19 protein-coding genes and 1 pseudogene are annotated in these 20,244 nt (G+C 66.3%); 11 read left to right on the forward strand and 9 right to left on the reverse strand.

Translation table 11 applies throughout. The features are described 5' to 3' along the window. Positions 1–910 precede the first annotated feature (910 nt). The 8 genes from CAP13_RS07215 to CAP13_RS07250 all read right to left on the reverse strand — a co-directional run bounded on the left by CAP13_RS07215 (position 911) and on the right by CAP13_RS07250 (position 9,226). Positions 911–2,032, reverse strand: a complete 1,122-nt coding sequence (locus tag CAP13_RS07215; protein ID WP_085830938.1) for an FAD:protein FMN transferase — start codon at positions 2,030–2,032, stop codon at positions 911–913. After that, positions 2,025–2,450: a Gx transporter family protein gene (locus CAP13_RS07220; protein WP_245798951.1), complete on the reverse strand. Its 426-nt coding sequence runs from the start codon at positions 2,448–2,450 to the stop codon at positions 2,025–2,027. The genes CAP13_RS07215 and CAP13_RS07220 overlap by 8 nt, the downstream gene beginning before the upstream one ends. A 673-nt stretch (positions 2,451–3,123) precedes the next feature. Next, positions 3,124–4,293, reverse strand: coding sequence for an N-acetylglucosamine-6-phosphate deacetylase (nagA, locus tag CAP13_RS07225; RefSeq protein ID WP_245798952.1), 1,170 nt, complete (start codon positions 4,291–4,293; stop codon positions 3,124–3,126). Between the two features lie 38 nt (positions 4,294–4,331). After that, on the reverse strand, positions 4,332–5,552 hold the full coding sequence (gene nagA / locus CAP13_RS07230) for an N-acetylglucosamine-6-phosphate deacetylase (protein ID WP_245798953.1): 1,221 nt from the start codon (positions 5,550–5,552) through the stop codon (positions 4,332–4,334). Between the two features lie 9 nt (positions 5,553–5,561). Continuing rightward, the gene (locus tag CAP13_RS07235; RefSeq protein WP_085830939.1) at positions 5,562–6,377 is read right to left on the reverse strand and encodes a sugar phosphate isomerase family; all 816 of its coding nucleotides are present in this window, start codon (positions 6,375–6,377) and stop codon (positions 5,562–5,564) included. 161 nt (positions 6,378–6,538) lie between these two features. Next, a complete protein-coding gene (locus tag CAP13_RS07240; protein ID WP_085830940.1) occupies positions 6,539–7,615 on the reverse strand; it encodes an ABC transporter substrate-binding protein in 1,077 nt (358 codons plus the stop codon). Between the two features lie 61 nt (positions 7,616–7,676). Further along, positions 7,677–8,468 carry an ABC transporter ATP-binding protein gene (locus CAP13_RS07245; RefSeq protein WP_085830941.1) on the reverse strand — a complete coding sequence of 264 codons (792 nt, stop codon included), beginning with the start codon at positions 8,466–8,468 and terminating at the stop codon, positions 7,677–7,679. Beyond that, on the reverse strand, positions 8,444–9,226 hold the full coding sequence (locus CAP13_RS07250; protein WP_085830942.1) for an ABC transporter permease: 783 nt from the start codon (positions 9,224–9,226) through the stop codon (positions 8,444–8,446). Before CAP13_RS07250 ends, CAP13_RS07245 begins: the two co-directional genes overlap by 25 nt. Before the next feature lie 446 nt (positions 9,227–9,672). Here CAP13_RS07250 and CAP13_RS07255 point away from each other — a divergent pair, with 446 nt between their 5' ends. The 10 genes and pseudogenes from CAP13_RS07255 to CAP13_RS07305 all read left to right on the forward strand — a co-directional run bounded on the left by CAP13_RS07255 (position 9,673) and on the right by CAP13_RS07305 (position 18,701). Further along, on the forward strand, positions 9,673–10,080 hold the full coding sequence (locus tag CAP13_RS07255) for a LacI family DNA-binding transcriptional regulator (RefSeq protein ID WP_179184996.1): 408 nt from the start codon (positions 9,673–9,675) through the stop codon (positions 10,078–10,080). 37 nt (positions 10,081–10,117) lie between these two features. Further along, positions 10,118–10,318, forward strand: coding sequence for a hypothetical protein (locus CAP13_RS07260; RefSeq protein WP_085830944.1), 201 nt, complete (start codon positions 10,118–10,120; stop codon positions 10,316–10,318). Positions 10,319–11,164: 846 nt separating this feature from the next. After that, complete coding sequence (locus CAP13_RS07270) at positions 11,165–12,322, forward strand: class II fructose-bisphosphate aldolase (protein WP_085830946.1); 1,158 nt, start codon at positions 11,165–11,167, stop codon at positions 12,320–12,322. Further along, positions 12,322–12,627, forward strand: a pseudogene (locus tag CAP13_RS10525) (6-phosphofructokinase); the annotation flags it as partial. The gene CAP13_RS07270 and the pseudogene CAP13_RS10525, both read left to right, overlap by 1 nt. 32 nt (positions 12,628–12,659) lie before the next feature. After that, positions 12,660–13,142 carry a triose-phosphate isomerase gene (locus CAP13_RS07280; protein WP_281249002.1) on the forward strand — a complete coding sequence of 161 codons (483 nt, stop codon included), beginning with the start codon at positions 12,660–12,662 and terminating at the stop codon, positions 13,140–13,142. Between the two features lie 39 nt (positions 13,143–13,181). Continuing rightward, positions 13,182–14,678: a lactate racemase domain-containing protein gene (locus tag CAP13_RS07285; RefSeq protein WP_085830948.1), complete on the forward strand. Its 1,497-nt coding sequence runs from the start codon at positions 13,182–13,184 to the stop codon at positions 14,676–14,678. Between the two features lie 8 nt (positions 14,679–14,686). Beyond that, entirely contained in the window at positions 14,687–15,961 is a 1,275-nt protein-coding gene (locus tag CAP13_RS07290; protein ID WP_085830949.1) for a glucose-6-phosphate isomerase, read from the forward strand. 35 nt (positions 15,962–15,996) lie between these two features. Further along, positions 15,997–16,299, forward strand: coding sequence for a PTS sugar transporter subunit IIB (locus CAP13_RS07295; RefSeq protein WP_085830950.1), 303 nt, complete (start codon positions 15,997–15,999; stop codon positions 16,297–16,299). Between the two features lie 686 nt (positions 16,300–16,985). Then, positions 16,986–17,774, forward strand: a complete 789-nt coding sequence (locus CAP13_RS07300) for a sulfite exporter TauE/SafE family protein (protein ID WP_085830951.1) — start codon at positions 16,986–16,988, stop codon at positions 17,772–17,774. 690 nt (positions 17,775–18,464) lie between these two features. Continuing rightward, a complete protein-coding gene (locus CAP13_RS07305) occupies positions 18,465–18,701 on the forward strand; it encodes an RDAC family protein (RefSeq protein ID WP_085830952.1) in 237 nt (78 codons plus the stop codon). A 26-nt stretch (positions 18,702–18,727) separates the two neighbouring features. Here the strand turns inward: CAP13_RS07305 and CAP13_RS07310 are convergent, their stop codons facing one another. Next, positions 18,728–19,099 carry an arsenate reductase family protein gene (locus tag CAP13_RS07310; protein ID WP_085830953.1) on the reverse strand — a complete coding sequence of 124 codons (372 nt, stop codon included), beginning with the start codon at positions 19,097–19,099 and terminating at the stop codon, positions 18,728–18,730. A gap of 259 nt (positions 19,100–19,358) precedes the next feature. Between CAP13_RS07310 and CAP13_RS07315 the strand changes: the two genes are divergently transcribed. Then, the gene (locus CAP13_RS07315) at positions 19,359–20,243 is read left to right on the forward strand and encodes a PHP domain-containing protein (RefSeq protein WP_085830954.1); all 885 of its coding nucleotides are present in this window, start codon (positions 19,359–19,361) and stop codon (positions 20,241–20,243) included. Position 20,244: the final 1 nt, after the last annotated feature.

The following is a 20,244-nucleotide window of genomic DNA, read 5'->3' on the forward strand; positions in this document are numbered from 1 at the left end:
GCCCGCCGCCTCGCGCACGGCCGGTCGCCGCTCGCTCTGAGGACCGCTTGCGGACCTGCGGGCGCTTGCAGGGCCTGTGGGCCGTTTGCGCGTCCGCCACTTGCGCGCGGTCCGTCGCCGCGCATCTGATCCGTCCGATAGCCATCCCTGTTTCCGCTCTGCTGATCGATCTCGCCCGTCATCCATCCCATGCCCTGCCGCCACAATCCGAGCTCGATCGCCCCCCGGGGTGGGGTTGATATCGAGAATCGGACTCGACCGCTATCTTTCCCGTTTCCTGTCATTTTCTGAAATATTGACACCCTGTTTTTGACGGAAAACGGGAAAGATCGGGAAGAAAGCCTCGACTATCGACCAGTCTGCACCGAGGGCGTAGCGGACCATGTCGCATGCTGGGTCTTTGCCAACAGCCTGCGCCTCTACGCATATCGCTCCGTCTTTTTGGCGCAGATGCCGATTCACAAACAAGTCCCAAAGAGAACGCCTACGCATGCTGTTCCGTGCCATTGCGCAGATAGGCCCGAAAGCCTACTCTCGACCGCCCTTCCTGGCAGAACGCCCTTGAAGTGGCCTCGAGATGATGTTTTATTCCTGTTCCAGGCAGGCGTCCATGTCTCGGCATCTCGGGGCAAGCGTTCAGACCAAGACAACTCAAGGCAGGCGGTCATGCCTCAGTATCCGATGTGCAGACCGTTGGTTCACATGGATCAGAAAACCAAGGCTCGACCGCTTTTACAAACAGGTCACCTGCGGAAGCGCTTCGAGATGATGCTCTGCCCTCATCCTGTGCACGCGGTCGCATCCAACGCCCGTCACGTCCCACTGCTTAGGCGCCGCGATCGGGTCGATGAATCCGCGGCCCGACATCAACATGCGGCGCACGGCAGCGGCGAGCATCCCAGCCCCCGGTCTACGCAGTGAAGTCGGTGAGCTCCTGCCAGCGGGCGCTCTCAGCCGCGGTCCCCGAATCGAGGACGAAGTAGGCGCCCATGTTCGCCAGCCCGTCCACCAGCTCGATCCCGCAGTTGCTCCCCGCTGCGAACAGCGCCGTCGAGAGCGCATCGGCCGTGGTCGATGACGCACCGAACACCGTGTCGGCCACCACGTCGGTCGCGGCGGGCATGCCGGTTCGCGGATCGAGGATGTGCCAGTAGGTGGTGTCGCCCTCGGTGAAGGTGCGCTCGTAAAGCCCGCTGGTCACAACAGTGCCGCCTGCTGTATGGGTGGTTCCGACGGTCTTGTCACCCCCGGGGTCATTCGGGTCGCGGATGCCCGTGGCCCAGGGCTCGCCGCCCGGCTTCTCACCGAAATAGGCGATGTTCCCACCGAGTGAGATCACGGCGGCGGTGGCGTTCGTCTCGTCGCGCAGCAGCTCGATCAGGCGATCGGCCACGAAGCCCTTCGCGATGCCGCCGAGGTCGAGCTTGGCGGCCGGGTCGTCCAAGGTGACGGTGCCCGCCTGCTCGTCAACGTGCACGCCCTGCCAGCCCACGTGGGGGAGGGCCTGGGCGATGGCCTCGTCACTCGGCCGGACGCCTTTCTTGAAGTCCCAGAGGGTGGAGACTGCGCCGATGGTGATATCGAAGAGCCCGTCGAGCTGAGGGGAGAGCTCGAGCGCGCGGGCGATCACGGACGCCGTCGCAGGGTTGACCTCTGTGGGCGCGCCCTGGGCCGCGTTGATGCGGCCGATGTCGCTCGTCTCGTCGTAGAGGTCGAAAAGGGCGTCATAGCGTGCGCAGGCCTCGGTGAGCTTGGTCAGGGCCGCGTCATCTCCGTAGACCGTGAAGTTGCAAAACGTGTCGAAGGCGAAGGTCGAACCGGTATACGGGCGCGCGCCGCCTCCAATGAGCCGAAGCAGGGCATCGCCCCCGCCGCTTGCAGCTGCGACGATGGTACCTGCGGCGAGGCCCCCGACGATGAGGGCTCGGCGGCGGGTGAGTAGCGAGCGCTTCGAGGGCGGGGCGATAGGCGTCTTTGCGGTCGCGGGGTTTTCAGGCGCTTCTTTTCGGCCCCGCGCGCTGGCGTCAGCCATGGACGACCTCCTCGGGCAGGGCGGCGAGGACCGCACGTGTGATGACGCCGATGACCGCGCCGGTCACGAGGCCGGCCACAGCGAGGACCGGGGTGCTCGCGATTGCCACCTGGGGCGTCAGAATGAGGGCGACGACCGCCAGCTGGCCCAGGTTGTGGGACAGGCCGCCGAGCACCGAGACGGCAATCGTCGAGAACGCCCCGCTCCGCAGGGCCGCGGCCATGACGGCCCAAGAGAGCAGGCCGCCGCCGGCGCTGAAGGCCAGCACCTGGGGGTTTCCGAACAGGAGGGCCGAGGCCAGAACCTTGACGGCCATGACCGCGAAGCCGCTGCGCGTCCCGAATCGCTCGAGGGTGAACAGCACGACGATGTTGCCGAGGCCGAGCTTGACGCCGGGGATCGCCACAGGTGCGGGCACGAGGACCTCGATGTAGNAGATGGGGATAAGAGACAGACCAGGGCGAGTGCCACAAGCGCGCCGTAGCGCGCAGCGCGGCGGGCGGGGCTGGCCATCGCTCCGTGCACCGGCGGTTTCGTGTTCCTGCTAGATTCCATGACGACCAGTATAGCGGCGAGGATGCCGATCCAATGTCTGGGTCATGTGCAGCATGGATGCGCCACAGGATCGAGGACAGCGTGCGGGAGGTCCGTCGGCATTGGCCTTTACCGCACCGTGCACGCAACGGCCTCCGTCACGCGCCGACGGGTCGAAATGGCGACCATATCCCGCTGAAAAGGGGGAATCCTGCACGGTCGGCATCAAGGGGGATGCGTGACCGTGCAGGATTCGCTCATAACGGGGCCTGAATGGGGCAATTCCGACCTGTCAGCGTTGGGGGCATGGCATCGGGGTGCCGCGCCGGGAGCGCCGCGCTGGGGGCATGGCACCGGGAGCGCCGTGCTGGAGGCGTCACGCCGCAGGGTGGACGTCACGCCGGGGGATCGCACCGGAGGCGTCGCGCGGGCCGATCGGCGCCCCCCGGTACACCCCGCGCGGGTTGATCGGCCCCCGGCACACCCCGCCCGGGAGCGTAAACGCCGGAGAGCCCGGGCCGACGCGCGCACCCGGGCCCTCCGGCCAGCACGATATCCTACCGCGTGTACACCACGCGCCCGCCGACCACCGTGCAGGCAACCTGCTGCTCGCTGTCAACAAGCACGAGGTCGCCGTCGCAGCCCGCGGCGATGCGGCCCTTGCCGGCGAACCCGATGAGCTCGGCGGGGTTGCGCGACAGCAGCTGCGCCGCCCGCCCGGCGTCCACACCGGTGAAGGCCATGATGTTGCGCAGGGCCTGCGCCATGGTGAGGGTCGATCCCGCGCGCACTCCGGTGTCGGCGAGCTTGGCGTCGCCGTCCTCGACCACCACGTCGTTCACGCCGAGCTTGTACGCCCCGTCGGGTAGGCCGGCCGCCATGATGGAGTCGGTCACGGCCACCACGCGGTCCCAGCCGGCGCTCTTGAGGTAGAGCCGCACCGAGCCGGAGTGCAGATGGCGGCCGTCGGAGATGGTCTCGACGAAGAGATCCTGCTCGAGGGCGACGCCGAAGATGGCAGGGTCGTGCTGGTGGAACAGGCGCATGGCATTGCCGAGATGCGTGGCCGCGCGGGCCCCGGCCTCCACGCAGGCGGACGCCTCGTCGTAGCCGGCGCCGCTGTGCCCGATCGCGCAGGTGATCCCGAGCGCGTTCAGACGGGGGATCATCTCCTCCACACCGGGCACCTCGGGCGCGAGCGTCACGTAGCGCACGTTGCCGCCCGACTCCTCCTGGTACCTCCGGAACAGGTCAAAGTCGGCCTCGTGCATGAGCAGGTGCTCGGGCATCGCGCCCTTGTAGGCGCAGGCCAGGCATGGGCCCTCGAGGTGGATGCCGAGGAGCGCCGCCCCGCCGGGGATGCCCTCCTCGATCACCTGGCGCGCCTGCCGCAGGCACCAGCGCGTCTGCTCCGGCGTGTCGGTGAGCACTGAGCAGAGCCAGCCCGTCACGCCCTGGCTCGCGAAGAAGCGGCCGATGGTGCGCAGCCCCTCGACGTCCGCGGCGTTCACATCGATGCCTGCGGCTCCGTGCGTGTGCACGTCGATGAAGCCAGGAAGCGCGGTCAGGCCCGTCGCATCGACCTCGGGGAGCCCGAGCACGTTCGCCTCCGAGCGCGGAAGGCCGACGATCTTGCCGTCCCGTATCACCACGTCGCAGCGGAGCATCCCGTCCGCCGTCGCGACCTCAGCCCCGCGCACGTACAGGGCATCGCCCATCTCAGCCATGGCTCCTCCTTAGTAGGCGCGCTTCGTGGCCACGTCGTTCACGTAGATACGGGCATCAGGGTGGCGTTGCAGGAGCGTGGCCGGGAAGGCCGAGGTGACCTCACCNCGCGCCCGCCGACCACCGTGCAGGCAACCTGCTGCTCGCTGTCAACAAGCACGAGGTCGCCGTCGCAGCCCGCGGCGATGCGGCCCTTGCCGGCGAACCCGATGAGCTCGGCGGGGTTGCGCGACAGCAGCTGCGCCGCCCGCCCGGCGTCCACACCGGTGAAGGCCATGATGTTGCGCAGGGCCTGCGCCATGGTGAGGGTCGATCCCGCGCGCACTCCGGTGTCGGCGAGCTTGGCGTCGCCGTCCTCGACCACCACGTCGTTCACGCCGAGCTTGTACGCCCCGTCGGGTAGGCCGGCCGCCATGATGGAGTCGGTCACGGCCACCACGCGGTCCCAGCCGGCGCTCTTGAGGTAGAGCCGCACCGAGCCGGAGTGCAGATGGCGGCCGTCGGAGATGGTCTCGACGAAGAGATCCTGCTCGAGGGCGACGCCGAAGATGGCAGGGTCGTGCTGGTGGAACAGGCGCATGGCATTGCCGAGATGCGTGGCCGCGCGGGCCCCGGCCTCCACGCAGGCGGACGCCTCGTCGTAGCCGGCGCCGCTGTGCCCGATCGCGCAGGTGATCCCGAGCGCGTTCAGACGGGGGATCATCTCCTCCACACCGGGCACCTCGGGCGCGAGCGTCACGTAGCGCACGTTGCCGCCCGACTCCTCCTGGTACCTCCGGAACAGGTCAAAGTCGGCCTCGTGCATGAGCAGGTGCTCGGGCATCGCGCCCTTGTAGGCGCAGGCCAGGCATGGGCCCTCGAGGTGGATGCCGAGGAGCGCCGCCCCGCCGGGGATGCCCTCCTCGATCACCTGGCGCGCCTGCCGCAGGCACCAGCGCGTCTGCTCCGGCGTGTCGGTGAGCACTGAGCAGAGCCAGCCCGTCACGCCCTGGCTCGCGAAGAAGCGGCCGATGGTGCGCAGCCCCTCGACGTCCGCGGCGTTCACATCGATGCCTGCGGCTCCGTGCGTGTGCACGTCGATGAAGCCAGGAAGCGCGGTCAGGCCCGTCGCATCGACCTCGGGGAGCCCGAGCACGTTCGCCTCCGAGCGCGGAAGGCCGACGATCTTGCCGTCCCGTATCACCACGTCGCAGCGGAGCATCCCGTCCGCCGTCGCGACCTCAGCCCCGCGCACGTACAGGGCATCGCCCATCTCAGCCATGGCTCCTCCTTAGTAGGCGCGCTTCGTGGCCACGTCGTTCACGTAGATACGGGCATCAGGGTGGCGTTGCAGGAGCGTGGCCGGGAAGGCCGAGGTGACCTCACCGTAGGCGGCGCGGCGCACCACGCCGCGGTGCCAGTCGCGGAAGACCCCGATGCGCACCTTGCGGGCACCGAGGATCTCGCGCATGCCGATGGTCACGCAGCGCCGTGGCATGTCCTCGAGAGCGCCGCCGAGGTCGGCCCCGCCGTTGGTGGCGAGGGTCTCGGGGTGGATGCTGAGCACGCGGGTTGGGAGCGCGGCGAACTCCTCGACCGTGAGCGCCTCGTCGGGCTCGTTGAACGCGAGGTGGCCGGTGATGCCGATCCCGCCCACGGCGAGGTCCACGCCGCCAAGGCGCTCGATGAGCTCGCCGATGCGCTCGGGGTGCAGGGGGTCGGGGAAGACGCGCTGCTCCTCGGGCATCAGGAGCTCGGCGTCGATCTTGCCGTAGACCTCGCGGTCCATGAAGCCGCGGAAGGAGAGGCGGTCGCCCGCGTCGATCCACGCGTCATCGTCCGTGAGGTACTCGTCCATGTTGATGAACCAGCAGCGCGCGAGCGAGAGCCGGCGCTCGTTCACGAGGCGCACGAAGATGGGGTACTGGCCCACCGGCCCCACGGGGCAGATGAGCACGCTGCCGCGGTCGGCCTCGTTGTTCTCGGTGATCGTCTGGATCATCTCGAGGGCCAGCTCGTAGAAGATCTCGCCCGAGCTGCCGTGGACGGAGAGGGGGACGAGCGCGTCCCGGCCCAGGTCAGCGGCTTCAATGTGGTAGTAATCCATGGGATTCCTTTCGTCTGCGCCGCGCGACGAGGGCGCGGGTCCGGTGCTCGCAAGTCAATCGATGGGAAATGACCTCTCGGCAAGGGGCGGCCGAGAGGTCATTTCAAATCGCAAGTCGGTCAGATACGTGAGGGAGATGACCTGTCAGCGAAGGCAGGAGCCTACTTGTTCTCCTTGTAGAGCTCAGCGCCCTTCTCCATGGCGTCGAAGAGCACGTAGTCGTCCACCGGCACGGCGGCGTCGATCTTGCCGTTGTCGATGAAGACCTTCTGCTGGGCCTCGTAGTAGCCCTTGATGGTGTCCATGTCGCCGATGGTCTTCGCGGAGCCCTCCCAGTCGCCCTCACCGGTGGACTGCAGCAGGGTCTCCTCGGGGAGGTCGAGCTTCTTGGCGAGGAGCTTCGCGATGTCATCGATGTGCTCGGCGCGATACGCCTGGGCCATATCGATGGCGGCGGCGAAGCGCTCGAGGATCTCGGCGTTCTTCTCAGCGTACTCGGGCAGGCACACGAAGCTGCTGGGGAAGGCGACCTCGTCCTCGTAGTCGGTGTTGTTGGCGAGCACGAGGTAGTTGTCGCCGAGCTTCTCCTCGATGGTCACCGTGTTGGGGGACCAGGTGGCGGCGGCGTCGATCTGGCCGGAGATGAGGGCCGTCGTCATGCCGGACACGTCCATCTCGACCTTCTCGATATCGGAGTCGCTGAGACCGGCGTCGCGGAGGAGCAGGTTCAGGATGATCTCGGAGGAGGTGCCGGAGGCCACGCCCACCTTCTTGCCCTTGAGGGCGGCGGCGTTGGGGACCTTGGATTTGTCGGTCACGACGGAGTCGGCCATGGAGAGCTGGTCGAAGGCGAAGACCTTGGCCTGGCCCTTGATGCAGAGAGCGTGGGCGCCGTGGCCGATCTGGGCGATGTCGATCTCACCGGACTGCATGGCGGTGATCTCGGCGGGGCCGCCCTGGAACTGCTGGGTCTCGATGGTGATGCCCATCTTCTCGAAGTAGCCCTGCTCGATGCCGGCGAACAGCGAGCTCGCGGAGCCGAGGTTGGGCATGAAGGCGACCTTGAGCGTCACGGGGTCGTAGCTCGAGCCCGACGAGCTGGAGCTGGCGGTGGAGCCCGCCTGGGTGGTGCTGGTGCCGCCCGAGCAGCCGGCGATGCCGGCGGCCGCGAGGCCGAGCCCGGCGAAGCCGGCGAGTAGGCCGCGACGGCTGATGGGGAGGTCATTGATAGCGGACATGGTCACTCCTTTACCTACAGCGCGCCCGCTTTTTAGACGCGCATTGCTGGACGAGGGGGCGCTACTTGCGCACCGAGAGGTACTCCTGGTAGACCTGGCTCCAGATCTCGTTCTTGAGCTCGAGGAACCGGGGGCTCATCTTGGTGGCCTGGTCGCGCGGGTAGGGGATGTCGATGTCGATGATGTCCTTCACGCGGCCGGGGCGGGCGCACATGATGACCACGCGCTGGCCGAGGATGATGGCCTCTTCCACGTCGTGCGTGATGAAGAAGCAGGTCTTCTGCTCCTTCTCCCACGTGGTGAGGAGCTCCTGCTGGAGCTGGGTGCGGGTCTGGGCGTCGAGGGCGCCGAAGGGCTCGTCCATGAGGAGCACCTTGGGGTTGGTGGCGTACGCGCGGGCGATGGCGACGCGCTGCTTCATGCCGCCCGAGAGCTCCTTGGGGTAGTGCTTCGCGAAGTCCTCGAGCTCCACCATCTTCAGGTACTTGTGGGCGATCTCGGCGGCCTCCTCCTTGGACTTTCCCTGGAGCTTGAGGCCGAACTCGACGTTCTTCTCAACCGTGAGCCACGGGAAGAGGGCGTACTGCTGGAAGACGATGCCGCGGTCGGGGCCGGGACCCGCCACGGGCTGGCCGTCCACGAGGACGCGCCCCTCCGTCGGCTTCTCAAGGCCGCCGATGATGTTCAGGAGCGTCGACTTGCCGCATCCGGACGGTCCGACGACGGTGATGAACTCGTTCTCGTGAATATCGAGGTCGACGCCGTTCAGGGCGGTCATCTCACCTTTGCGGGTCTGGAACTTCTTCACCACATGGTCAACGTGGACCTTTACTGCTGCACGGTTTCCTGCCATCCGGTGAACCTCCTTTCAAGGTAACGGACGATCTTCTCGAAGCAGATGCCGATGACGCCGAGCATGATGATGCCAAGCAGCACGACATCCATCTCGTAGTAACCACTCGCCTGCTGGATCATCATGCCGATGCCGCGGTCGCCGCCGACGATCTCGGAGGCCATGAGGGTTGTGAGCGAGGTGGAGAGGCCCAGGCGGGCCGCCACGAGGATGAACGGGGTGGAGGCGGGGATGGTGACCTTGAAGAAGATGTCACGCTGACGGGCGCCGAGGACGCGGGCCGCCTTGATGAGGGTCATGTCCACGCCTTTGACGCCCTGGAAGATGGTGACGACCATCACGAGGAAGGCGGCGATGAAGATGACCGCGATCTTGCTCTGCTGGCCGATGCCGAGCCAGGCGATGAGCAGGAAGACGTAGGCCAGCGGCGGGATGTTGCGGATGAACTGGATCCAGGGCTCGACCACATGGCGGAAGGGGTCGTACCAGGCCATGAGGAAGGCGACGGGGATCGAGGCCACGAAGGCGAGGCCAAAGCCGATGAGGACGCGGGACAGCGAGGCCCACACGTGCTGCAGGAGGATGCCGCTTTCGGCCTTGGAGATCAGGGCCTCCCATACGGCCTGAGGGGGCGCGAAGACGGCGGGGAGCTGGGCGGAGGCCGCGAGCCAGAGCGCGATGGCGCATGCGGCGGAGATCAGCACCCACACGCCGCTCGGCACGCGAGACCAGATGGGTACCTTTTCATCTTGCTGCATCGATGGTCCTTTCTTTCTGTGTGTCGGAGCGCGTTGGTCGTACAATCACTTAATCGTATAAGTCATATTCGCGGCAAAAGAGACGGCCGAACTCAATCGCATGCGAATGCTTACGTGGCAGGCATAATACCGTGTAAAAGAGAGGGTATGATCTGATTCCGCGAACGGAATACGCTGATTACCTGCTTCATCGATAATGAAATGCGAGGTAGAATGAGATAGTGCTACGTATGATTTAAAAAGTGCTACTCGCTAAACGGTAGAAATTGGAACGTGGACGGTTACAAAAAGGCATCGGCTGCCGTTCACCGATGTCCAAAATTTCATCTCGATACTTAAACGTATAAGTAATATGATGGCCGCACTGGCGCACTATGGAGAGAACGTGCCCCGGCGCAGGTGCGAAACGGGGTCAGCCAGGTCAAGACGAAGGGAGAGAACGGTCCATGGGCAAGCGGGCGACCTTGAAGGACATAGCCGCGGCGGCTCATGTGACCACGGCCACGGTCTCCTATGTGATCAACCGCACGCCCGGCCAGAAGATCGCCCCCGCCACGCGCGACCGCATCCTCGCCATCGCGCGCGATCTCAACTACGTGCCCTCGAGCGCCGCCCGCGCTCTTAGGAGCAAGCGCTCGCGGACCATCGGTGTGGTCGCGAAGAAGAACCTCGCCGTGCCCCGCTTCAACCAGACCATCCGCGGCATCCAGAGCGTGCTCGAGGATCTCGACATGTCGCTTCTGCTCTGCACGAACCGGCGTCGCCGCGACGGTCTCTGCGATTACCTGGGTGCTTTCTACGAAGGCCGCGTCGACGGCGTNCGACCGCGACGAGGCCGAGCTGGCCGGCCGTGAGGCCGTCCGCGCCGCCCTCGCGGGGGAGACGGGCAAAATGGTGGGTTTCGAGCGCGAGCCGGGAGACGGCTACCGCGTGCGTACGGTGCTCACGCCGCTCGAGCAGGTCATGCTCGACGAGCGCTGCGTGCCTGACGCGTTCATCAACGAGCGCGGGAACGGCGTCACCGAGGCCTTCCTCAGCTGGTGCCGCCCGCTCATCGGCCCGGCCCTGCCCCGACTCGTCAGCTTCGTATAGCCATGTCCCAGATCGGAGAACGCATGAAGCACATCTACCTCAACCTCAAGCGATTCGATGTCGAGCCGGAGCGAGGCGGCGTGAACCGCCTCGCCGATCCGGCGCAGTGGGGGCAGACGGTGGTGGCGTCCATCCAAGATGGCATCGCCGCCTTCGCCGATCGCGCCGAGTTCGCCGCCTTCCTGCCGGAGTCACAGCTCCCTGGGGCCCTGGCCGCCCGTTCGGCCGACTCCGCGCTCAAGCTGGGCCCCCAGGGGGTCCACCGTGAGGACGTGCGNGGCGCCCGCCGCGTGCTCGAGCGCGTGCTCGCGTCCCGCCCGCGCCGCGTGCTCTACGTGCAGCCGCAGACGGGAACCGGCCAGGAGAACCTGCGCGCCGCCGTGGTACGCGAGGCGATCGCAGCAGCCCCCGAGGTCGAGCTCCTCGTTGCCGACATGCCGGTCACCCTGCAGAATCTTGACGTTTGGGACCTGCGGTACTCCGTGGGGACCACCGAGGAGGGCGACGCGCTCACGGAGCGGTTCCTGGATGCGATGAAGGAGGCCTGCGCCCCGCTCGAGGACGGTGACGCCGTGGTGGCGAGCTGGTCGGGTTGGACCGATCCGATCCACCGCCTTGTGAATAAACGTCTGGTCACCGCTGAGCTCGCGAACAACGGCGAGAGCCATTTCCACCCTGGCGCCTATATGCGCCTTCCCAACTACGAGGTCGGGACCACGTGCGCCCGCGAGCTGCTGTCGCTCATGGACGGCAACCCGCCGAGCGCGCACCTCATCCGCCTCACCGATGTATCCATGGGGTAGGGCCCCGCCCCGCCCACCACGTCACCCAAATAAAGGAGCAGCCATGCCACTCGTCCCGCTCAAACCGGTCCTCGACGCCGCCCGCGCGCATGGGTACGCCCAGGGCGCGTTCAACGTGAACGCCGTCTGCCAGGCGAAGGCCGCCATCGAGGTGCACGAGATGTTCCGTAGCCCGGTCATCCTGCAGGGCGCCGACCTCGCGAACGCCTTCATGGGCGGCCGCGCCGACTTCGCGAACGGCACGGTCGAGGACAAGATCCGCGGAGCCAAGAACATCGGCGCGGCGGTTCGCCGCTTCGCCGAGGAGTCGCCGGTGCCGGTGGTCCTCCACCTCGACCACGGCCACGACCTGGAGAGCGTGAAGGCCGCTATCGACGGCGGCTACACCTCGGTCATGATCGATGGATCGTCCCTGCCGTTCGAGGAGAACAAGGAGCTCACGCGCGAGGTGGTGCTCTACGCGCACGCCCGCGGCGTCTCCGTCGAGGGCGAGCTCGGCGTGCTCGCCGGGGTCGAGGACGACGTCTCCTCGCTCACGAGCACCTACACCGACCCGCTTGCCGCGATCGAGTTCATCCGCGACACCAAGGTCGACGCCCTCGCGATTAGCTACGGCACCATGCACGGTCCCTCGAAGGGCAAGGGTGTGAAGCTCCGCCGCGAGATTCCCACGGCCATCCGCGAGTGCCTGCTCCACGCCGGCATCGAGTGCGCCCTCGTGAGCCACGGCTCCTCCACGGTCCCGCAGTACCTCGTCGAGGAGATCAACGGTCTCGGCGGCGACGTCCAGGGAGCCTACGGCATCCCCATGCCCGAGCTGCTCGCGGCCATCCCCTGCGGCATCAACAAGATCAACGTCGACACCGACATCCGCCTCGCGGTCACCCGTAACCTCCGCGAGCTCTTCAAGCTCCGCCCCGAGCTCGCCGACTCCAAGTCCGCAGGCCCCATCCATGATCTCCTGGCGGCTAACCCCGCCCAGGTCGATCCCCGCGCCTTCCTGCCGCCCATCTACCCGACGGTGATGTACGGCGAGGTCCCCGATGAGGACGTCGCCGCCGTGGTCGCGGCCATCGAGGCCGGGGTCAAGGAGGCCGTCGGCACCCTCGTGGTCGAGTTCGGCAGCGTGGGCCGGTCGCCGCTCGTCGAGCGGGTCGGCCTCGATGAGATGGCCGCACGCTATGCGAAGGCCGGCCTCTGATGTCCGGTGGCAACCTCCTGATCATCCACGGCGGCGGGCCGACGGCGGTCATCAACGCCTCGCTCTGCGGTGCTGTCCGCGAGGCGAAGGCGTCTCCGCAGGTGGGATGCGTGCTTGGTGCCCGCTTCGGCGTGGCCGGCCTCGCCGCGGGCGATTTCATCGACCTCGGCGCGGTTCCCGAGGCCGATCTCGACTGCCTGCCCCACTCGCCGTCCTCGGCGATCGGCACCGGTCGCGACGCGGTCTCGGAAGAAGGGTACGGTGAGCTCGCCCGCGCCCTCGCCCGCCACGACATCCGCTGGGTTCTCATGAACGGCGGCAACGGCACGATGGACACGTGCGCCCGGCTCTATGCCGCCTGCCAGCGCGAGGGCCTCGACGTGGGGGTNCCGCCGACGCGCTCCTCAGTGAGGAGGTCCGCGCCGCCACGGAGGCCGGCCTCTCGGTGCTCCTGTGCATCGGCGAGCACGCAGAGGAGCAGGACGCCTGGCAGGAGGTGCTCGGCCACCAGCTCGACGCCGGCCTCGCCGCCGCCGACCCGGCACGCACGGTCATCGCCTACGAGCCGGTGTGGAGCATCGGGCCGGGCAAGACCCCGGCGGACGCCCCCTACATCCAGAAGATCGCCCGCTTCGTGAAGGAGCGCACCGGCGGCCTCGACGTGGTGTACGGCGGCGGGCTCAAGGCCGACAACGCCCGCATGCTCGCCGGAATCCCCGAGATCGACGGCGGCCTCATCGCCCTCACCCGGTTCGCGGGGGAGATCGGGTTCTACCCCGAGGAGTACCTCGAGATCGTCGATTTGTACCTGAACGCGTAATCAAAGCGGCCGCGCGCGGCTGGGAAAGGCAGTGAGCAGATGAGACTTGAATTCGAATACGGGAGCGGCAAGCTCGGAGCCGACCTCCCCGAGAGCACCGACGTGTTCATCACGGGCAAGACGGTGGCCGACCCCCCGTGCATCGAGCAGACCTGGGACGCGCTGTACGCGGCCACCCTCGAGAGCATCCGCAACCCCATCGGCATGGACCCGCTCGCCTCCTACGCGCATCCGGGCGCCACGGCGGTCCTCATCATCCCCGACATCGTGAAGGGCGGCACGCACCCCACGGCCCATCGCCGGGTGGCCATCCGCGCCTGCCTGGACGAGCTCTTCGCCCAGGGTGTGCGTCACAGCGACGTGCTGCTGCTCTTCTCAAACGGCCTACACCCGCGCACGAGCACCGATGAGGCCCGCCAGATCCTCGGCGAGGACCTCTTCAACGAGTTCTACGAGACGGGTCAGATCGACGCCCACGACTCCGAGAACTACGACGACCTCGTCGACCTCGGTTTCACCGAGCAGGGTGACCACGTCATCATGAGCAAGCGCGTCTACGAGGCCGACATCGCAATCCTCATCGGGCACACGCAGGGCAACCCCTACGGCGGCTACTCGGGTGGCTACAAGCACTGCGCCACCGGCATCACGCACTGGCGCTCCATCAGCGCCCACCACGTGCCCCGCGTCATGAGCCGCCCCGACTTCGTGCCGGTCTCGACCTCGAGCCTCATGCGCTCCAAGTTCGACAGCCAGGGCATGTACATGGAAGAGAAGATGGGCAAGCGCTTCTTCTGCGTCGATGCCGTCCTCGACACCTGGAGCCGTCAGATCGAGATCAACTCCGGTTGGGCGCACGAGATGCAGCCGATCGCCTGGAAGACGGCCGACAAGCGTACCTACGTGCACTGGGCCGAGAAGAAGTACGACATCGTGGTCATGGGCATGCCCACGAACTTCCACTACGGCGACGGCATGGGCACGAACCCCATCATGATGATGCAGGCCGTCTCCGCCATGGTCATCCGCCACAAGCGCATCCTGTCCGACCACGCCGTCTTCGTGATCGCGAGCGCCTGCGACGGCTGGTTCCACGATGAGCGCTGGCCGTACCTGCGCGAGCAGTGGGAGTTCTGGCAGACCGACCAGATGAACACCCTGAACGACATGATCAAATACGGCGAGTACTTCGCCACCAACGAGGAGTACATCCGGAAGTACCGCTTCGCCGGGGCCTTCCACCCCTTCCACGGCTTCTCGATGATGAGCTGCGGCAACCTGGCTGAGAAGTACCTCTCCGCCGCCTACATCGTGGGCGCCCGCCAGCCGGGCATCGCCCGCACCATGGGACTCAAGACGCGCCGCACCTTCGAGGAGGCCATCGCCGACGCCACGCGCAAGTACACCGACGGCAACCCCAACATCCTGGCGCTGCCGGGCGCCTATGTGAGCGCCGTCCCGCACCTCTGCATGGCCGACCCGAGCCAGAACAGCCACTTCCGCGATGACGCCCCGGCGCATCCCTGCGGCTGCTAGGAGGTTCCATGCTTCGATTTGATGCGACATACGCAGAGCGCTTCATCCCCGCGGACGAGCTCGAGGCCTACCTCGACGAGCGCGCGGAGGTGCTCATGCGGTGCCAGGCGGGGGAGGAGCGCTACGCCGACTCCCTGGGCTGGCTCTCCGTCGACGCGTGGGCGGGGGAGGAGACGGTCGAGCGCACCTGCGCGCTCGCCGAGCGCATCCGAGCGCAGGCGGACACCTTCGTGCTCATCGGCGTGGGCGGCTCGAACAACACCACCCGGGCGACCGTCGCCGCGCTCGCGCCCGAGGGCGGCGCCCGGATCGTGTACGCGGGCAACACGCTCTCGGCCTGGGAGCTCAGGCGCATGCTCGAGGATCTCGACGGCCATGACGTGGTCATCGACTGCGTGGCCAAGAACTTCGAGACCCTGGAGCCCGGGTCCTCCTTCCGCCTGCTCCGACAGTACCTGGTCGAGCGCTACGGTCGCGAGGAGGCCGCCCGCCGCATCGTGTGCACGGGCACCATCGGGAGCCCGCTCGAGGACCTCTGCCGGGCCGAGGGCTACACGTTCGTGCCCTTCGCGACGGATGTGGGCGGCCGCTTCACGGCCCTGACCGAGGTGCATCTGCTGCCGCTCGCAGTGGCGGGGGTCGATATCCGCGCCCTCGTGGCGGGTGCTCGCGAGACCGAGCACTCCTGTCGCACCGCAGGGCCTACCCAGAACGACGCCTTCCGCTACGCGGCCGTCCGCAAGCTCCTGTGGGACCGCGGGTACCAGGTTGAGCTGCTCGGGTTCTTCGAGCCGCGGTTCCGCTGGTTCTCGAAGTGGTTCGAGCAGCTGTTCGCCGAGAGCGAGGGCAAGGACGGGCGCGGCATCTTCCCGGTCGCCGCTGAGTACTGCGAGGAGCTGCACAGCCTCGGGCAGTACGTGCAGGACGGGACCCGCCAGCTCTTCGAGACCTTCCTCGACGTGCGCGAGCCCGGCCCGGGCGATTCGCTGGTGCTCGGCGGCACGGACGTTGAGGACGGCTTCGGCTACCTGGACGGCAAGGACTTCTGGGACATCAACAAGGCGAGCTTCGAGGCGACGCGTGCGGCGCATGCCGAGGTGCTCCCCTGCCTCACGGTTGAGATCGACCAGTTGGACGATCACCATCTGGGCACCCTTCTATATTGGTTCGCCTTCGCCTGCATGGCCTCGGGCGAGCTCCTGGGCGTCAACCCCTTCGACCAGCCCGGTGTCGAGGCGTATAAAATGCTGATGTTCCGCGCCCTCGGCAAGGGCGTCGGCTGATACGGGGCGCGTGCCCCCACGAGAAAGGAAAGAGTATGCACAACGTGGTCATGCTGTGCGCAGCGGGAACCTCCACCCATCTGTTCGCGGAGAAGATCCAGAAGGAGATCGACGCCGAGGGCTACGGCGCGCATGTGAGCGCGTGGTCGGTCTCGCAGGCGAAGGAGAACCACACGAGCGCCGAGCTGCTGCTGCTCACGCCTCAGGTGGGCTTCGAGCAGGAGCTGGTCCAGGCCCTGTACCCCGACACCAAGGTTGAGGTCATCGACTTCGACGCCTTCGCCCGCATGGACGCCGATGCCGTGATCGAGCAGATCAAGCAGTCGTTCAGCGCGTAGGGGTTCAGATCGCGGTCCGGCTGGCGCATGCGCACGGCCGGACCCCCGCAGGCACGGGGAGCACGCTACGGGCGGTGTAACCACTGTCGGTAATTACGGCGGACCCCCGCAGGTGCGGGGAGCACGCGGCCTCGGCCCAGGCCGGCGCGTGCGGCCGGATCGCCAGACCGAGCCTCACGCGCTTCGACCTCATGTGTCGTCGCGTGCGCGCACGGCCGGATCGCCCAAGGGCTCGACGCTCAAGGGCCCCAGGGGTCGACGTCCGTACGCACAGCCGGATCGTCCCGCGCGGTTGCTCTCAGACTGGATGCTGCGTTGTGGCCATCCAGCGACGGTTCCCGCATAAGGTGCGCAGAGCGTAGATTGGGCGACGGGCAGGTGTCCATCCATTGGGATGCCCATCCTGTCTCGTGCGCACACGTGAGTGCGCCGGATCTGGTGAGAACTACGAGTGGACCACCGTGCACAACTCGTGCGCATAGGCGCGCGGGACGGATGGCCGGTTGTCCTGCGTTCGCCCGTCGACCCTGCTCAGCGTCACGTCCCTTGCGCACGGTTTTCCAAGATGGGTCCATATTCCTTTCTACTGTGCCGTTTTACCGTTTTGACCTTGTAATTTGCCACCGAAATGAAATCGCAGCCCCGCACAAGGGCCTGACGACGCACCGAAGCGCATTGGAGATCCCATGACCTTTCTGTTTTTCATCATCAGCTTCGGCGCATCCGCCGTTGGCGCCATCTGCGGCATCGGCGGCGGGATCATCATCAAGCCGGTTCTCGATGCTGCCGGGGTGCTGCCTATCGCGATCATCAACTTCCTCTCGGGCTGCACGGTCCTCGCGATGTCGCTCTACTCGGTGGGACGCTCCCGTTTGGCCGGTTCTCTGCCGGTCACGCGCGAGACCGGGGTGCCGTTGGCGATCGGCGCGGCTGCCGGCGGCGTGGCGGGAAAGCTTTTGTTTAGCGCCGTCCAGTCCTCGCTGCCGCATCCCGAGGAGGCCGGGGTCGTGCAGGCGGCCGTGTTGCTCATCATCACGGCGGCGACCCTCGTCTACACGCTGCGGAAGGACCGGATCGAGACGAAACACCTGACCGGTGCCGCGCTCTGCCTGGTGGTGGGCCTGCTGCTCGGGGTCATGTCGTCGTTCTTGGGCATCGGCGGCGGACCGATCAATCTCGTGGTGCTCATGTACCTGTTCGGCATGAGGACCAAGGAGGCGGCTGCGAATTCGCTCTTCATCATCCTGCTGTCCCAGCTGACCAACACGATCCTGATGGTCATGACCGTCGATCTCACGGTTGTCGACGCGGTGTTGGTGGTCGGCATGATCACGGCGGGCCTTGCCGGCGGGGCGGTAGGTCATCGCATCAACGCGCACATCGAGGAGCGCCACGTCGACATGCTGTTCCGCGGCCTGCTCGTGGTCATCATGGCGATCTGCTGCTACAACGTCGTGCACCTGATGGGGGCGTGAGGGCGCGGCGCAGGACGGCTAGCGTCTTCCTCGCTGCTGAGGCGCCCGTGAGGAGTGCGGGGTTCCCGACGGGGCCAGGGGATTGCACGGGCGCTGTTCAAGTTTCATCGTTGAGACGAGATCATTTCGGTCTTTTGCTGAAGCTTTGCACGTCCGGTTGCGGTGCGGTGCGAGGGAAGCATGGCTTTCGAAGGTCCTCGGGAGCACATGCCCAAGCCCACCCCCGCCTTCCGTTGAAAAATTAAATTTTTCGCATATTATATAAAATATATTCTTAATTTTGATTCATAAATTTTGAGGCCGTCGTGAGCGTAGTAGAAAATGTCAGATCTGCGCCACGTCGTCGTCTTCTTGGTCTATTGGGCCTGATGGAGTGACTTTTTATTGATCAAAAACAAAAAAACGACTCTTATTATTGCGCACAAATGGAACACGCCGAGGCCTGGCGCGGCTGAACCCCCAAAATCGACCGTGTATAGACTCAGATCTGACATTTTCTACTAGCACCTCGTTTCGCCGTCATCGTCCCATCCAGTTTGAGGCCAAATAAGCAGTGCAAGGCACAGGCTGTTCATGATCATTCGTCGCGCCAAAGCGTGCGCGGGTACCATTGTTACGATTCCCAGGAAGCAACCGTGTCCGCATGCCAGATGCGGCGCGTTTCGGTTCTCAAACGAGGTAGGTGGTTGTATGGCGCGCCCCATCGTGACGCCGTTTCAGGTCGCAGAGGTGAACGAGGAGCTCAAGGCAGCCGGCATCAATTCGCGCGTGCATCTGACGGATGCCTGCGGTGCGCAGTCGTTGTGGATCGAGATGGATCCCTGCGTCGAGTTGGAGCAGACGCGCACGGCCGTCGAGGCCGCGTTTCTCACACGCGGCATGAAGGTGGAGTTCGACGCGACGGGAGCGACGTTCCGCCTTGCGTGAGGACACGTCGTCGCGGTCCCATTCCGTTACAGCAGCGCGGCCTCCCATTCGGCCTCTTTGAAGCCGACGAGCACGCACTTGCCCCCATCGATGATCACCAGCGGCCGCTTCACGAGCATGCCGTCGGTCGCAAGGAGGGCAAGGGCGTCCTCGTCGGACATCCCCGCATTGAGCTGCGCGCTCACCTTGAGCTCGCGATATTTGATGCCGCTCGTATTGAAGAAACGGCGCAGCGGCAGTCCGGACGCCTTCCACCAGACCCTGAGCTCATTGACCGTGGGATTCTCCTCGACGATGTGGCGGTCGGTGTGGCTGACGCCGTGGTCGTCGAGCCACTGCTTCGCCTTCTTGCAGGTCGAGCACTTGGGGTATTCGATGCACAGGACGGATATGGGCATGTGATCTCCTCAGGTCAGGTTCCGGTTAGGGATCGCGGGCGCGATCGACTCGCCTTAGTATGACCGATACGATGGGGGCACTGCACGCGCTGGTTCCGCGTGCTGGCGCGTTCGCGCCGGCGCGCTGTGCGGGATGGCTCTGCAGCGGTCCGGCATCGTCCCCGAGGTGCCCGGTCGCACGGGCCAACGTGGTGCTTGCCATTCCGGCGCCAGGTTTTCGGTCGCGGCGACCCCCATCAGCCCATTGAAAGCGAGCCCCATGGACACTCCGATCATCGACTGCCACACCCATACGCGCTTCTCAGACGGGAGGTCGACATTTGAGGAGAACGTCCGCGCCGCCGCTGCCGCCGGCTGCCGCGTGCTCGTCCCCACCGATCATCTCACCTTGCCGCAAAGCATGGACGCCACCGGTGCGATCCAGGTGGTGGCTGACGATCTCCCTGCTCACCGCGCCGCTTTTGAAGAGGCCCGCGCCCTTGCCGCCAAGCTCGCGCCCGCGCTCGAGTTCGTCTACGGCTTCGAATGCGACTGGTACCCGGGGTGCGAGCCCCTCGTGGAGCGGTGGTCTGCCGGGGCCGTCTTCCGCTTGGGGAGCGTCCACTGGATCGGGGACCCCGGTGCGGTGGAGGACCCTGACGCCGCACCTGCTCTCGATCCCGAGCACGGCGTGGGCTGGATCGACGACTCGCACGACCGACGTCTTTGGGAGGCCCTTGGCCCCGATGAGATATGGCGCCGCTACATAGCCGCCTGGTGCGAGGCCTGCGCGAGCCCGCTGCCGTTCTCCAGCATGGCCCATCCCGACCTGCCCATGCGCTTCGCCGGCGACGGCGTGCTGCCAAGCATCGACCTCGCGCCCCTGTGGGATGAGATGGCGGCGTGCGCGCATGATACGGGCCGCCATGTCGAGGTGTCCACCGCGGGGCTCCGCAAGGGTGTGGGAAGCCACTATCCGGCGGCGAGCCTACTTGAGCGCTTCGAGCGCGCTGAGGTGCCGATCACGGTCGCCTCCGACGCTCATCGTGCGGAGGATATCTGCTGGGGCATCCGCGGGGCGTATGAGTTCGCCTACGCCTGCGGGTATCGAGCGGTCGATGCTCCCCGTTCCGATGGATCCTGGCAGACGTTTTCGCTTGCATGAG

Source organism: Collinsella vaginalis (assembly GCF_900176655.1).
Lineage (GTDB): Bacteria > Actinomycetota > Coriobacteriia > Coriobacteriales > Coriobacteriaceae > Collinsella > Collinsella vaginalis.

What these genes read in the sequence shown, in the direction of transcription:
- CAP13_RS07215 (WP_085830938.1), bottom strand. Translation starts at nt 2,032, where the DNA reads ATGGCTGACGCCAGCGCGCGGGGCCGAAAAGAAGCGCCTGAAAACCCC.
- nagA (WP_245798952.1), bottom strand. Translation starts at nt 4,293, where the DNA reads ATGGCTGAGATGGGCGATGCCCTGTACGTGCGCGGGGCTGAGGTCGCG.
- CAP13_RS07235 (WP_085830939.1), bottom strand. Translation starts at nt 6,377, where the DNA reads ATGGATTACTACCACATTGAAGCCGCTGACCTGGGCCGGGACGCGCTC.
- CAP13_RS07240 (WP_085830940.1), bottom strand. Translation starts at nt 7,615, where the DNA reads ATGTCCGCTATCAATGACCTCCCCATCAGCCGTCGCGGCCTACTCGCC.
- CAP13_RS07245 (WP_085830941.1), bottom strand. Translation starts at nt 8,468, where the DNA reads ATGGCAGGAAACCGTGCAGCAGTAAAGGTCCACGTTGACCATGTGGTG.
- CAP13_RS07250 (WP_085830942.1), bottom strand. Translation starts at nt 9,226, where the DNA reads ATGCAGCAAGATGAAAAGGTACCCATCTGGTCTCGCGTGCCGAGCGGC.
- CAP13_RS07260 (WP_085830944.1), top strand. Translation starts at nt 10,118, where the DNA reads ATGGTGGGTTTCGAGCGCGAGCCGGGAGACGGCTACCGCGTGCGTACG.
- CAP13_RS07270 (WP_085830946.1), top strand. Translation starts at nt 11,165, where the DNA reads ATGCCACTCGTCCCGCTCAAACCGGTCCTCGACGCCGCCCGCGCGCAT.
- CAP13_RS07285 (WP_085830948.1), top strand. Translation starts at nt 13,182, where the DNA reads ATGAGACTTGAATTCGAATACGGGAGCGGCAAGCTCGGAGCCGACCTC.
- CAP13_RS07290 (WP_085830949.1), top strand. Translation starts at nt 14,687, where the DNA reads ATGCTTCGATTTGATGCGACATACGCAGAGCGCTTCATCCCCGCGGAC.
- CAP13_RS07295 (WP_085830950.1), top strand. Translation starts at nt 15,997, where the DNA reads ATGCACAACGTGGTCATGCTGTGCGCAGCGGGAACCTCCACCCATCTG.
- CAP13_RS07300 (WP_085830951.1), top strand. Translation starts at nt 16,986, where the DNA reads ATGACCTTTCTGTTTTTCATCATCAGCTTCGGCGCATCCGCCGTTGGC.
- CAP13_RS07305 (WP_085830952.1), top strand. Translation starts at nt 18,465, where the DNA reads ATGGCGCGCCCCATCGTGACGCCGTTTCAGGTCGCAGAGGTGAACGAG.
- CAP13_RS07310 (WP_085830953.1), bottom strand. Translation starts at nt 19,099, where the DNA reads ATGCCCATATCCGTCCTGTGCATCGAATACCCCAAGTGCTCGACCTGC.
- CAP13_RS07315 (WP_085830954.1), top strand. Translation starts at nt 19,359, where the DNA reads ATGGACACTCCGATCATCGACTGCCACACCCATACGCGCTTCTCAGAC.